General features: G+C 69.9%; 13 protein-coding genes and 1 pseudogene. 10 read left to right on the top strand and 4 right to left on the bottom strand.

Translation table 11 applies throughout. The features are described from left to right. Window positions 1-65: 65 nt before the first annotated feature. Together P1P75_RS03170 and P1P75_RS03165 are read left to right on the top strand one after the other, a co-directional pair. On the top strand, window positions 66-653 hold the full coding sequence (locus P1P75_RS03170; RefSeq protein ID WP_319251573.1) for a hypothetical protein: 588 nt from the start codon (window positions 66-68) through the stop codon (window positions 651-653). Window positions 654-725: 72 nt separating this feature from the next. Then, complete coding sequence (locus tag P1P75_RS03165; protein WP_319251571.1) at window positions 726-1,235, top strand: hypothetical protein; 510 nt, start codon at window positions 726-728, stop codon at window positions 1,233-1,235. A gap of 178 nt (window positions 1,236-1,413) precedes the next feature. Here P1P75_RS03165 and P1P75_RS03160 read toward each other — a convergent pair whose 3' ends face one another. From P1P75_RS03160 to P1P75_RS03145, 4 genes are all read right to left on the bottom strand, one after another. Further along, a complete protein-coding gene (locus tag P1P75_RS03160) occupies window positions 1,414-1,668 on the bottom strand; it encodes a hypothetical protein (RefSeq protein WP_319251569.1) in 255 nt (84 codons plus the stop codon). A gap of 237 nt (window positions 1,669-1,905) precedes the next feature. Further along, a complete protein-coding gene (locus P1P75_RS03155) occupies window positions 1,906-2,307 on the bottom strand; it encodes a DUF5958 family protein (protein ID WP_319251567.1) in 402 nt (133 codons plus the stop codon). A 2-nt stretch (window positions 2,308-2,309) separates the two neighbouring features. Next, the gene (locus P1P75_RS03150; protein ID WP_319251565.1) at window positions 2,310-2,936 is read right to left on the bottom strand and encodes a DUF6000 family protein; all 627 of its coding nucleotides are present in this window, start codon (window positions 2,934-2,936) and stop codon (window positions 2,310-2,312) included. A 74-nt stretch (window positions 2,937-3,010) separates the two neighbouring features. Then, complete coding sequence (locus tag P1P75_RS03145) at window positions 3,011-3,187, bottom strand: hypothetical protein (protein ID WP_319251563.1); 177 nt, start codon at window positions 3,185-3,187, stop codon at window positions 3,011-3,013. Between P1P75_RS03145 and P1P75_RS03140 the strand changes: the two are divergent. The 8 genes and pseudogenes from P1P75_RS03140 to P1P75_RS03105 all read left to right on the top strand — a co-directional run. Next, window positions 3,186-3,355, top strand: a pseudogene (locus P1P75_RS03140) (alpha/beta hydrolase); the annotation flags it as partial. The gene P1P75_RS03145 and the pseudogene P1P75_RS03140 overlap by 2 nt on opposite strands. Before the next feature lie 181 nt (window positions 3,356-3,536). Continuing rightward, window positions 3,537-3,977: a VOC family protein gene (locus P1P75_RS03135; RefSeq protein ID WP_319251561.1), complete on the top strand. Its 441-nt coding sequence runs from the start codon at window positions 3,537-3,539 to the stop codon at window positions 3,975-3,977. Between the two features lie 331 nt (window positions 3,978-4,308). After that, the gene (locus P1P75_RS03130) at window positions 4,309-4,926 is read left to right on the top strand and encodes an HtaA domain-containing protein (protein WP_319251559.1); all 618 of its coding nucleotides are present in this window, start codon (window positions 4,309-4,311) and stop codon (window positions 4,924-4,926) included. 43 nt (window positions 4,927-4,969) lie between these two features. After that, entirely contained in the window at window positions 4,970-5,917 is a 948-nt protein-coding gene (locus tag P1P75_RS03125; protein WP_319251557.1) for a terpene synthase family protein, read from the top strand. 272 nt (window positions 5,918-6,189) lie between these two features. Further along, window positions 6,190-7,635 (top strand): prenyltransferase/squalene oxidase repeat-containing protein, encoded by a 1,446-nt coding sequence (locus P1P75_RS03120; protein WP_319251555.1) that lies wholly within the window; start codon window positions 6,190-6,192, stop codon window positions 7,633-7,635. A gap of 80 nt (window positions 7,636-7,715) precedes the next feature. Continuing rightward, on the top strand, window positions 7,716-9,224 hold the full coding sequence (locus tag P1P75_RS03115) for a wax ester/triacylglycerol synthase domain-containing protein (protein WP_319251553.1): 1,509 nt from the start codon (window positions 7,716-7,718) through the stop codon (window positions 9,222-9,224). Between the two features lie 133 nt (window positions 9,225-9,357). Next, on the top strand, window positions 9,358-10,395 hold the full coding sequence (locus tag P1P75_RS03110; protein ID WP_319251551.1) for a beta-ketoacyl-ACP synthase III: 1,038 nt from the start codon (window positions 9,358-9,360) through the stop codon (window positions 10,393-10,395). 318 nt (window positions 10,396-10,713) lie between these two features. Next, window positions 10,714-13,368 (top strand): RICIN domain-containing protein, encoded by a 2,655-nt coding sequence (locus P1P75_RS03105; RefSeq protein ID WP_319251549.1) that lies wholly within the window; start codon window positions 10,714-10,716, stop codon window positions 13,366-13,368. Window positions 13,369-13,456: the final 88 nt, after the last annotated feature.

The following is a 13,456-nucleotide window of genomic DNA, read 5'->3' as shown; positions in this document are numbered from 1 at the left end:
CAGGTCACAAGGGTGTGGGGGAGGGCACCTTTGGTGAGGTGCGGGGCTGGGGATAACGTGCGGGCATGGCGACGACGGGGAAACGAGGGGTCCTGTACCGGCAGGGCAGCGGATTCTGGCGGATGACGGCGAAGTGGGTGCTGGCCTTCGGAGCTCTGTCCCTGCTGGACGGCGGGCTGCTCCGGTCGTGGGGTGACGCTCTGGTCTGGCCGGTGATCGGGATCCTGCTGTGGGTGCCGTTCGGGATCGGTGTCGTCTGGTACCCGAGGAAGGACCAGCGCGTCGAGCTGACAGCGCGTGAACTGCGGGTGCGGCGCAAGCGGTTGCCCATGGAGAAGGTCAACCTGCTGCACGTGGCGCGACTGTGGCTGGAGGGGCGGTCGACGGCGGACGACCAGCCGGTGCTGGAATGGACACGGTTCGACCGGGTGGTGTGGGTACCGCTGCGGGACGGCCGGGCGTTCGGTGTGGAGTTCCGAGACCCGGCCGCGTTCGCCAAGGTCTTCGGCGCCTTCGCGGTCGAGGCCTGCGGCGGACCCGACATCGTGCGCGCGAGGGCCGCGGTGGAAACCTATCCCGATCCGCTCCCGATGCGGCCCCGCTCCGCGGACGACGCGGGCTCCTGGCCGGACCTCCTGGACGTCTTCAACTGACGGCCGGAGCCCACTGGTGGGCTCGCGCCGCGCACGCTTCGTGCCGAGACCCACTGCGCTACGCTCCGCGCCATGAAGCTGAAGGCAGTGGCCACACCGATACTCGTCGGCGCGAGCGGTATAGCCCTCATCGGCGCAACGGGAGTGTGGGCACTGTCGGGTGGGCTCTACGGCTGTACCAAGGCTGACGAGGAGCTCGCACCCACCCTGGCGTCCCTGCCCATCCTCGACGCGCACCCGAGCCCGACTCGGCCCCAGGACGAGCGGTACTCCGGATGCGACGAGGACGACGGCTTCGCCTACGCCGGACAGTCCTACCGACTCACGATCCCCCGAGCCGACGTGCTCACCTTCTATCGCCAGGTCGCCACAGAGGGCGGCTGGCGGCTCGAGAACGTCGGCCCTTCGCCGTCCCCGGCACCTGACAGCCTCGCGGTCGACACCTCAGCGCTCTGCTTCGACAAGGCCGTCGCGGGCACCACCGCCCATCTCGCTGTGTGGTTCCCCAGCGATCTCGGGGACAGCCCCGACGAGTACGGCCTGGAAGTCACCGCCAGCCATGACGGCACCGCCTGGTGCTGACGGTGCCTGGCTGCGGAGCGACCAGAGTTCGATCCCTGCCACAGGTCACCCACGATCAGCGCATGCCCCGTAACGATGTCACCGGGCCAGGATCGGCTGTGTGCCGAACGCGTCGGACCAGTCCGCGGCGACGCCGCGGCACGCCTGCCGCCACGCAGCTCGAGTGTCCGCACCGTGACTACTCCGTGCCGTCCGCCGACAGGTGGTCCGGCAGCCCGAGCCGCGGGAACTGGTCGTCATGGAAGGTGATGATCTCGGTGATCGTCCCGCCGGTGATGCGCAGGACGTAGATCGTGAGCGGCAGGTAGGCGCCCTCCCGCTGCTGCCGCCGGTCGCGGGCTCCGGGCGGGACTTGGCGAGCAGGTCCAGGCAGGCGTTGGTGGCGATCCGGTACAGCCAGGCCCGCAACGTCGACCGTCCCTGTGAGGACCACCTACGTGAAGCGGGCGTTCAAGTACCGCTTCTGTCCGACCGATGCGCAAGCGGCTTCCGTCCCGCTCCAGCAGCGCTCTTCCGCGCCTCCAGGTGGCGTTCACCCGATGACGCGTTGCGGGCCCCGACCGCGGTGACCGGTTCGGACGCAGACGACACGCGCGCCTGAGCGCTGCCGTCAGCCCCCTCCTGTTGCGGTTGGAGTCCGGGGAGGAGGACAGCGGCGCAGCCCTCGTCATCACCCGTCCGTGACGGACAGGCGGTGCCACCAATGACCGCATCCGCCGGAGCAGAAGCGTTCGCGGCGCCGTTCGTCCGCGACCGCGAGTACCGCGACCAGCAGCCGGAACGCCTTGCGGCGTTCGTCGACAGGGGTGAGGCCGGCGATCTTCCCCAGTTGCTGGTCGATCTGGCCGCGGGCGATCAGAACCGCAGGCGTGTGCGTCGGGCGCAGCCCGGCACGGCGGATGCTCTCCGGTCCGTCTTCGGTGACGGCGCGGGCCTGCATACAGTGATGGCGCAGGAACAGGAGTATCTCCGACTGTTCCTGCGTGCCGTACGTGTCGAACCACTCGATGCCCTGCGACATAGGGCGCAGGCCTTGGGCGAGTTCGTTGAGGATGATGTCTCGCTCGGTCATGATCAGCTCCCGCATTCCAACGAGGCGACGGCCTCAGCGGTCTCGTCGGCGAAAGCGCAGAGTTGCTGGACGAACTGCCGGCAGCAATGCGGGTCGAGGGCAGCCACGGCCCGGACTTCGAGCCATCGGTCCCAGGGACCGCCCGGGGCAAGAAGCCGTGTTGCGTACGCGGAACCGAGAATCTCATCGAGGTACAGGAGGGCCCCCAGGACGACTGCCTGGTCGTAGTCGAGGTCGGGGCGTGACAGGTAGTGATCAAGGTAGGCGCCGAGCAGTTCGGCATCCGCTGGGGAGCCGAACTTCGCAAGGGCAACACAGTATGCGGCGCCTGCATACGGGCCCTCGCTGGCCAGCAGGAGGCGGCCGATGAGGTCACGGAACTCGGTCCGGTGGGCCACGGTGACCAGCCAGGCGGCAGTCTTGCGCTCGCGCCAGCCACCCTCGAGGAGAATGCCGAGCTCCGCGGGAGTGATCTCGTAGGCAGCCTGAGCCAGGTTCCGCACGAAGGCAGAGCGCTCGACCGGGTTTAGCCGCAGAACGCCCCCACCCAACCGAAGATATCGCCGGTCAGGCGTGACGAACCGCCGAACCAGCTCCCCCAACTCTGGATCGCTCCGGACATCACGCATAGCCGCATCCTGGCCCGGACGGGACGCATGCGCCACAGGTTTGCCGACCACCTCGACGGAAGCTGGTCACTGGTTCAGAGAAGCCGGTCCTCGTCGACGAGGAGGGCGAACCATCTGACGCGGGTGAGGCCGCGGCCCCGGGCATCGCTGCCCCAGAAGGCGTCTTCGGCGGCCGGGTCGGCGGAGAAGAGCCACATCTCGGTGATCTTGCCGTTGCCGATGCGCAGGAGGTCGACGCCGTCCATGCCCATGGACGCCTCCACCACCTGGATGTCCGACGCCATCGACGCCTACCCCGCCACTCTCCCCGCCCTGTCCGCCTTCCACCTCCTGGACGGCTGCGGCCACTGGATCCAGCAGGAGGCCCCGGCGAGGTCAACCGCCTGCTGACCGACTGGCTCCACACCATCCAGGACTGAACCGGGCGGGCTACCGGGGCGGTAGGCGGCGCCTGGCTCGTCGGTCCGCTGTAGCGGTGCCGGCGTGATACAGACTCTTTCGAAGTTCGGCGGGCCGAGCATGTCGAGAACGTGCCGCCGGCTCCGTCCCAGGGCCATCGGCGGCCACCATCGGTCGCACGAGCGAGAAGGAGAGACCACCATGGCGATTCAGCGGATGGACAACGTCGGCATCGTCGTCGAGGACATGGACGCCGCCATCGCGTACTTCGTGGAACTCGGTATGGAGCTGGAGGGCAGGGCGCAGGTCGAGGGGCCCGTCGCCGACCAGTGCACCGGACTCGACGGCGTCCGCTGTGACATCGCGATGGTCCGGACCCCGGACGGTCACAGCCGGCTCGAGCTGGCGAAGTACCTCAGCCCCGCGGCGATCAGCGCCGGGCCGCGCAACCCGCCGCACAACACTGTGGGCACGCACCGCGTCATGTTCGCCGTCGACGACCTCGAGGACACCGTGGCCCGCCTGCGCCCCTTCGGCGGCGAACTCGTCGGCGAGATCGCCCGTTTCGAGGACAGCTATCTGCTCTGCTACGTCCGCGGTCCGGAGGGCATCATCGTCGGACTGGCCGAGCAACTGCACTGATACCTGCGGACAGTGCCTACGACCGGCGTACCGCGGGGATCATGAACCGTCACTCCGTGGCGACGACCTGAGGACTTCAGTAGGTTCGGCGGACTCGGCGTCCCGCCTGGCGGCTGCGCTCCTGCCCTTGCGCTCCCGGCGAAGGCCGCGCTGAGTTCACCGCGCCGGCTGGGACGCGGGCGGTCCACACGCACGGTCATGATCGACCGGCTGGTTCGTCGGGAGTCGCACATTCACATTCGGGTGAACTTGGACTGCCGAAACGTTCTCTCCGGCGGGTGATCCTGCGGTCGACCTCCATGCTGGTGGGCCGACGACGAAAGGTGCTCCCATGCGGGGTCGTAATGTGATCGCCACTGTTGTGTCAGCTGCCGCCGTCGCGGCGGCAGCGGCTGTTGCCGTGGCCGCGGGCGCCGAGTTCCCCGTTGCCGGAACGGTCTCCTGGTGTCTGTCTCCAGCCGCCGCGCAGCAGCTGGAGGCGGACGGCGTCGTGGTGTCGGCCGGTTCCCCGGCAGTGCTCGACTCCTCCGGGCCGACGCCGTGCGTGCAGTGGCCGATGAAGGGCCGGATCAGCCTCGATGTGTCATCGGGATCGTGGACGTCGCAGGGGAGTGTCTCCTTCACCAGGGCATCGGACGGACACAGCCTCCGCCTCAGCCAGGCCCACGGTGATCTGGCGCAGCGGACGATGGCTGTGGAGGCAGCGGTCGCGGAGGAAGCGGCAGAGACTGTCGATCTCTCCACGTACGCGATCGACATGCAGGACATCACGGTGACCATGCCGTCTCTCAGCTCACCTGGTTCCGTGGAGGCGAAGCCCTTCGCCACCGTGCTCACCGCGGAAGGTGCGGCTGTGTTCACCAAGGCGTTCGGTGCACCACCGGTGCCGGCCGGGGAAAGCCCGGCCACCGTCGCGGGTCGTGTCGATGTTCTCCCCGCCTTCGACTGAACCGGTGGTGCGAAGTACCGGCGGAAGCCCGGAGGTTGCGGTGGTGTCGGCCGACGCGCGGGCCCACCAGGAGAAGGGTCCGGTGCTGGCATGGGCCAGGCACACGGGCCTGGTCGTCGACGTCGGCGAGGAGGAACGCCTGGCCGCCATGCGGCTGGAGGAGTTCGCCTCCGGCATCGTGCCCGCGGCCGATGCGGCGCAGCGGGATCTTACGGCGCAGTGGGCCGCGTTCATCTGTCTGGTCGACGATCGATTGGACCGTAGCGGGCTCGGCTCACGGCCCGACGAGGTGCGTGCGCTGTTCGCGCGGATTCTGCGAGTGCTCACCCAGGGCGGTAGCGCGGACGTGCGCAGCGGGCCCGAGGCGGCCCTGGACGACTTGTGGCAGCGCACGGCTCCCGGGATGCCCCGGCAGTGGCAGGAGCGGTTCGTCGCCGACTACCGCGATTTCGCCGCGGCCACCTGCGAGGAGGCCGCGGTCCGCGACGACCGGACGCGACTGGCGCTCGGTGACTACCTCGCACTGCGCCGCCGCACCATCACCGCGTTGCCGATGGCCACCATCGTGGAGTGCACAGCCGACGCTCCCTGGCCGGACCTGCCTGGCGGAGACCTCAGGCTGAAGACGCTGCGCATGGCCGCGGCTGACGTGGCGGGCTGGACCAACGACCTCGCATCGGCCGAGGACGACCTGCGGGCGCGGCAGGAGAACCTGGTCACCGTATGGGCGCGTGAGCACGGCTGCCCCATGTCCACCGCACGTGAGCGTGTGGTGCGGATGCGGGACAACCGGCTGTGCGACCTTCAGCTACTGGCTGCGGAACTGACCGTGGGAGAAGGAGTACCTCACTGCGACCGGGCCGCGGTACGGCGCTATGTGAACGCGCTGCGATCCTTCGTGTCCGCGACGCTGCTCTGGCTCGGTGTCACGGGGCGCTTCGAACCGCGATGGACGCCGGACCGCCATGGCACACCCACCCCATTGCCGTGACCCATCCTGTGCCCGTCGCGAGACCGCACCACTGACGAGACCCCACCCTGTGCCCGTCCACCCTGTGCCCGTCGCGAAGGACCGCACGACTGATGAGACCGCTCGCTCACGAGCAACTGACCACCAGGTGGCCGGCGTCGCTTCTGCCCGCCGAACTTCCGGCCGGAAACGACCGACTCCTGACCCGCCTGACATTGCGGGTCGGAACCGACGGCGCCGTTCGCGATGTCTGTCGCAGCCGGGTCCTCGAATCCGCCCTCACCCTGGCGCTCATGAGACGGCACGAGCAGCGTCATGACGTCGCGCGCACCCGCATCACGCGATACCTGGAGCGCCACCGGAACTCCGGCGACCCGTTGGACGCGGCCCTGGCCGATACCGCGCTGCGACCGCACACCGCGCCCGTGAGGCGCGAGATCCTCGAGGGGATCGCAAACCAGGTGGCTGAGTTCGCCGGTGCCCGCAAACAAGCCCTGCTCCATGCTGTGTTCGTCATTCTCGGTGCAGCCCCCGACCCGGCCTCTTGGCGCCCGGAGGCCTTCGTCATGGAAGCGCTGCACCCATGGGCCGCCGTGCAGGTCACCGCAGTCAAGGCCGTCCTGCGTCAGGCCGCAGGCGAAGTGCCGCCAGACGCCGGTGATCTCGCCCTTCTGGCATCCACTCGGCGGCGCGGCACCGTGTGGGAGGGAAACCTCTTCATCCACCTTCTGGTCCTGCACGCCCTGGCAGCGGTGCCGGGCATGAACGCCATGGTCGACGAGGGTCTGGACACCGCCCTCGGACACCAGCGTGACGACGGCGGCATGCCCTTCGTCACCGACACCGACACCTGGTCCACGGTCACCTCGGGACTCGCGCTCCAGGCTGCCGGCGCACCCCGCCGTGTCCTGCACCGCATCGGCCGACACCTTGCGCAGGTGCAGCACGAAGACGGCGGCTGGTCGTACACCGACCACGTGCGACTGCCCGATACGGACTGCACCACCGTCGCGGTCGAATTCCTGCACCAACTCGACCCCTACGCCTACCGTGACGCGATCCGGCGTGGCCTGGACGCCCTGCTCGCCGTGCGCGGCGCCGACGGCGGGTTCCCCACCTACGGCGCGGGCACTCCCTCCGAGGCGTGCATGACCGCCGCGGCTGTCAACGCGCTCAGCACACAAGGCGGTTCGCACCGCGGCGTCATCCGGCCGGCCCTCCACTTCCTGGCAGAGCGCCAGCTCCCCGACGGTTCCTTCCCACCCGGCTGGAGCAGGAGCCGCCTGCACACCCTCTTTCGGGCACACCTCGCCATCCACCACACCTTCCCGAGGCCTCCTTCCCCCTTCCGAGGTGTGACCGAGCGGATCCTTTCCCTGGTACTCGCCGCCCAGCGGGCTGATGGGGGCTTCGGACATCAGGAGGGCAGCGAGAGCGACGCGATCAGCACGTCGTACGGCCTGATCATCCTCACCGGCCAGGGCGACCCGGTCCCGGCCGCCCGCGCCACCCACTACCTGCTCGAACGGTTGCGGCACCACAGCGCCGCCGGCGTCGCGTCGCCGCCCGACATGCTGGGTCCTCGCCCCTTCCCCTATCACGTGCCGGTTCTCGCCGACGCCTTCGCGTTGCTCGCGCTGGCCCACCTCAGCCGCCGCGTCAGGCCTTCCCGAGTTGCCTCGCCGCGGCCGGCCCAGCAACCCCGGACCCGTCGCCATCCATCCAGCCCAGCTCTCTGACGCTGTTTCGGTCACTCCACGGAGAACGCCACATGCACATGTCCCAGCCCCCCACCCCCATGGACCTGACCATGCACCACATGGCTCAGACCCACCCTCCGACGTCCCAGACGATCGGCGTGCTCCTCCACCTCGAAGGCACCCCGCCCGACGCCGGCGAACTCCGCGGTCACATCGCCCGCCACCTGCACCTCGAACCGCGCCTCACCCACTACCTCCACGGCCCGGGACTCACAGCGCGCTGGCAGTACGACCCCGCCCCGGACCTGCACGAACGCGTCCGGGAGCGCCGCATCCCGACCGGCGACGCACACCTTCACACGGCCCTGCGCGACCTCATGGCACATCCACTGCCCGACCAGGGACCCCTCTGGGACGCATGGCTGCTGAGCGGCTACGCCCCGGACCGCTACGCCATCTGCTGGCGGGCCCACCACAGCACCCAGGACGGCATGGGCCTCATCAGCACCCTGCACACGCTGTTCGGGGGCGCGACGACGCCCGCCGTCCGAGCTGTTGCCCGCCCCACTCCCGGCGCGTACCTGCGTACGCTACGCGGCACGCTGTCCGCCTGCGCCGCCAACAACGTCTGGAACGATCCCGCCCGACCCCTCGACGGCACTCGTGTGGTCAACTGGGCGCACCTGCCCACGCAGCGGTTGCGCGGCCCGGCGACCCAGCGCGGCGGCGACACCAACGACGCCTTCCTGGCCGTTCTGAGCGGGGCCCTGCGCACATGGTCCGCCGACCACTGGCCCCGAGGCGCCGGCAGGCGCCTGCCCGCCCTCACGATGGTCAACCTGCGCCGAGCCGAGGAGGACCAACGGCCAGGGAATCTGATCACGTTCGCGCCCGTCGCGCTGCCCTGCGACGACCCTTCGGCCGACAGCCGTCTTGACCGGGTCATCGAGGCCACCCGAAGCACCAAAGACCCTGCCCGACTCGGTGCCATGAGGTCACTGATGGACCTCACCCCGAATCGGGTCTTCCACCGCGCGGCCACCCTGCTCACCACACCCGACCGGGCAGCGATCACCACCTCGTACGTCGCGATCCACCGGCCGCTGCACCACGGCCGCCACCCCATCACCCACATCCAGCCGTTCAACTGGCTGCCCCGCAACCAGCCCGCATCCATCGTCGCTTGTAGCTACAACGACACGACGAGCGTCTGTTTCGTCACCGACGCGGCTCTTCCCGGACTCCACGCGCTTGCCGAACTGTTCAGCGACGCGGCGGAGGAACTTTCCCCGACGCGCAGCGGAGGGCCGCAACCGCCGAATCAGTCGGGCGGACCCCAAGCACGGCGAACTCCGCCCGCAGAGGTCAGCGAGGACCCCTCAGCCGTCGTCGACTTCGCGTTCATCAAAGACCTCCTGGTGCACCACGCCGCCCTGCCCGCGGCACCCATCGCCCAGGACGCGACCCGGACGCAGGCCGGCATCGACTCCATGGCCGTCACGGCACTGTCCATGGCCCTGGAAGACCAGTTGGGACTCGTCATCCCCGAGGAGGACCTCGCGCAGGCACCCACCGTCGGGGACATGGTCGACCTCGTAGCCCGACGCGCCGCTCCCCAGCCCGGCTGACGACCCCCTCCATGCCGCCGCCGGCGGCGATCACCACCCCGCGGACAGCCAAGGCCGGTTCCGGGCACCACAAACGGGTGACACCGCCGAAACAACCGAGAACACCCTGCCCCACCTGCCTACCGTGAGCCGCGTGAGTTCACCTGACGCCCTGCCCTCACCGTCCCTGCCGGCGGCCCGACTGATCGGCCTGGGCAGCTGGCTGCCGCCACGCCAAGTCACCAACGCGGAGTTGTGCACGCGTCTGGACACCTCCGCGGAGTGGATCCGCACGCGCATCGGCATCACCACACGACACATCGCCGACCCCGCCACGGCGACCAGCGACATGGCGGTGGAAGCAGGTCTGCGCGCCATGAAATCGGCAGGAGTGGACCATGTCGACGCGCTGGTGCTGGCCACCACCACACCCGACCACCCTGTACCCGCGACCGCGCCGACGGTGGCCCACAGACTCGGCCTGCGCCACGTACCCGCATTCGACCTCGCGGCCGGCTGCTCCGGTTTCGTCTACGCGACGTCCGTGGCAGCCGCACTGATTCAGGCAGGCACCGCCCAGACCGTCCTGGTCGTGGGAGCAGAGACCATGTCGGCCATCATCGACCCCGCCGACCGCTCCACTGCGCCGATCTTCGGCGACGGGGCGGGCGCGGCGGTGCTGGGGGCAGGACGGGCAGGCGAGCCCGGGACCCTCGGGCCGGTGGCCTGGGGCAGCGATGGCGAGCACGCCGACGCCATCTACGTCCCCGAAGGGGGCTCACGCCGATTCCCCGGCCTCCCGCCGGGCGACGAAGCGGGCCGGTACGTACACATGCGGGGCAATGTCGTGCTCCGCCACGCGGTGCGCCACCTGAGCCAGGTCTCCCGGGACGCCGCCACTGTTGCTGGATGGACCGTGCAGGACATCGACCGTCTGATCGTGCACCAGGCGAACGCGCGCATCAGTGCGGCGGTTGCCGATGCGCTGGAGCTTCCGCCCGAGGCTGTCCCGTCCAACATCGCGCGCGTCGGCAACACCTCCGCAGCCTCCGTCCCCCTGCTTCTGACTCATGCCGCAGCGAACGGACAACTCACCGCCGGCCAACGAGTCCTCGTGGCCGCCTTCGGGGCCGGCTTCACCTGGGCAGCCACCACACTCGTGTGGCCCGCTGGTCTGCACGCCGTCAGCTGACCCCACGCTGTGCACCCGTGTCTGTCCTCCTCCCGCACCGCGTCCACCTCCGGGCCGGGCAGCGCCGCCGACGATCGAGGCAGGGACGGCCGATCCCTGGAGGAACCGTCCTCTCCCGCCCCTGCGCGGGCGCCCCCACGGTCGGTGCTGCGGGCCGGGCGCTCACCGGCCCGCCGTACCGAAGGAGCGAGACCCCATGTTTTCGGCTCACGGCAACCTTTGCGGGGCCTGTGACGACAAGGAGTCGGATCCGGCCACTCCGGTAGCTGGATCCGGCTTTTCTTTCGGTGAACGGCACGCAAGGAGAACACCTTCCCGATGAACAACCCCACGAACGGCGAGCGCCGCGGGCGTCACCGCCGTCGCTGGACCGCGACCGGCCTGGTGATCGGCGTCCCCGCCATGGTCGTGCCCTATCTCCTGTTCGCGCAGGAGGACTCGCAGGCCGCGACCGTCGACGGCAATGCCTACTATCGGCTGGTCTCCGTTCGCAGCGGCAAGGTGATGGACGTCAACGCCTTCTCCACGGCCGACGGCACCCGTATCCAGCAGTGGACCGACCAGGGCACGACCAACCAGCAGTGGAGGCTGAAGCCCACCGGGGACGGCTACTACGAGCTGGTGAACCGCAACAGCGGCAAAGTGCTGGGCGTGGCGGGCAGTTCGACCGCCAGGTCGGCGGCCGTCGAGCAGCAGAGCGACAGTTCCTCCACCTCCCAGGAGTGGCGGATCGACGATGTGAGCGGCGCCGTCACCCTCACCTCCCGCAGGAGCGGCCACGTCCTGGACGTGGCCGGAGGTTCCAAGGCCGACGGCGCGCCACTGATCCAGTATCCGGGCAAGGGCAGCGCCAACCAGCAGTGGAAGCTGGTGAAGGTGGCCGAGACGCAGGTGGCCGGGAGCGGCGGCGCGCAGACCACGGCCGCGGCCGGACCGTACGCCTGGAAGAACGCCCAGGTGGTGGGCGGCGGTTACGTCACCGGACTGGTGTTCAACCCGCGCGAGAAGGGCCTGCTGTACGCGCGCACCGACATGGGCGGCGCCTACCGCTGGGACGCCGCGGCCGAGCAGTGGATCCCGCTGACCGACTGGGTCGGCGAGAAGGACTGGAACCTGCTCGGCATCGACTCGATGGCCACCGACCCCGTCGCCCCCGAGCGGCTCTACGTCGCGGCGGGCACCTACACCAACGGCTGGGCGGGCAACGCCTCGATCCTGCGCTCCACGGACCGTGGCCGCACCTTCGAGCGCACCGACCTGCCCTTCAAGCTGGGCGCCAACGAGGACGGCCGCGGGGCGGGCGAACGGCTGGTGATCAACCCCTCGGACAACGGGACCCTGCTGCTGGGTACCCGCAAGAACGGTCTGTGGCGCAGCAGCGACCACGGTGTGACCTGGAGTCAGGTCTCCTCGTTCCCCGTCAAGGACGGGGCGAGCAGCGGCGCGGGCATCTCCTTCGTGACGTACGACCCGAAGGACAGCAAGACGGTCTATGCCGGTGTCGCCGACAAGTCCACCTCCCTGTACCGCTCCACCGACGGCGGCAGCACCTGGAAGGCCGTCTCCGGACAGCCCACCGGCCAGCTGCCGCAGCACGGCGTGCTCTCCGGTGACGGCTCGCTGTACCTGACGTACACCGACGTCGTCGGACCCAACGGCGTGACCGCGGGCTCGGTGTGGAAGTACACGCCGGCCGGCGGGGCGTGGAAGAACGTCTCGCCGTCCCAGGGCAGTTACGGGTTCTCCGGTCTGGCCGTCGACCCGCAGAAGCCGTCCACGGTGATGGTCACCACCCTCGACCGCTGGTGGCCCGAGGACGAGATCTACCGGACCACCGACGGCGCTACGACCTGGAAGGCGCTGGCGGACAAGTCCGTGCGGGACGCCTCCGCCGCTCCCTACGTCGGTACCGGAACCGGGCACTGGATGACCGCCCTGGCCATCGATCCCTTCAACTCCGGGCACGTGCTGTACGGCACCGGCAGCGGCATCTGGCGCAGCAAGGACGCGGCCGCCACCGACAACGGCGGCACCAGCCACTGGATCATCGGAGCCCGAGGGCTGGAGGAGACCGCGGTGCAGGACGCGGTCGCTCCGCCCGGCGGCGCGACCGTCGTCTCCTCCGTGGGTGACCTGGGCGGCTTCCACTACGGCTCCTCCAACTCCCTGACCAAGGTGCCCGCCGGGCGGCTGGACAACCCGATGATGATCACCAGCACCGACATCGATTTCGCCCAGTCCAACCCCTCGCTGATGGTCCGCGTCGGCCGTGGCGGCAAGCAGGACGGCGCCTACTCCACCGACGGCGGCGGCAACTGGACCGGGTTCACGTCGGAGCCGGTGGGCAGCGCCGACAGCGGGCAGGTGGCGCTCTCCGCGGATGGCTCCGCCATCGTCTGGACCGAGGCCGGCCAGGCCCCGTACCGCTCGACCGACAAGGGGGCGAGCTGGTCGAAGGTCAACGGACTGGGCAACGGAGCCGTGGTCGTCGCCGACCGCTCCTCGGCCAAGACCTTCTACTCACTGGCCGACGGCACCCTCCACGCCAGCACCGACGGCGGCGCGACCTTCACCGCCCGCGCCACCAACCTGCCCTCCGGCCGGCTCGCTGCCGTCCCGGGCATCGCCGGGGACCTGTGGATCTCCGGAGGCGGCAAGGGGCTGCTGCACTCCACCGACGGCGGCCGTACCTTCACCGCGCCCGGAGCAGTGCAGTCCGCCTCCGCCCTCGGCTTCGGCAAGGCCGCCCCGGGCACCGCCTACCAGGCTCTGTACCTGATCGGCACCGTCAAGGACGTCACCGGCGTCTTCCGCTCCACCGACAAGGGCGCCACCTGGGTCCGCGTCAACGACGACGCCCACCAGTGGGGCAACATCAGCGGCGGCGGAGTCATCACCGGCGACCCCGACACCTACGGCCGCGTCTACGTGGGCACCAACGGACGCGGCCTCCAGTACGGCGACCCGTCCTGACCGTAGAACCCGAGCGGGGCCGCAGCCACAACGGCCTGCGGCCCCGCAGCGTCGGCCAGGGCCGGCGTCGGCTCCGCCACCCTCCACA

This window comes from Streptomyces sp. ID05-39B, assembly GCF_033794725.1.
Lineage (GTDB): Bacteria > Actinomycetota > Actinomycetes > Streptomycetales > Streptomycetaceae > Streptomyces > Streptomyces bobili.
Note: the sequence above shows the minus strand (reverse complement) of the source record. Positions and strands in the feature narration are given on the sequence as shown.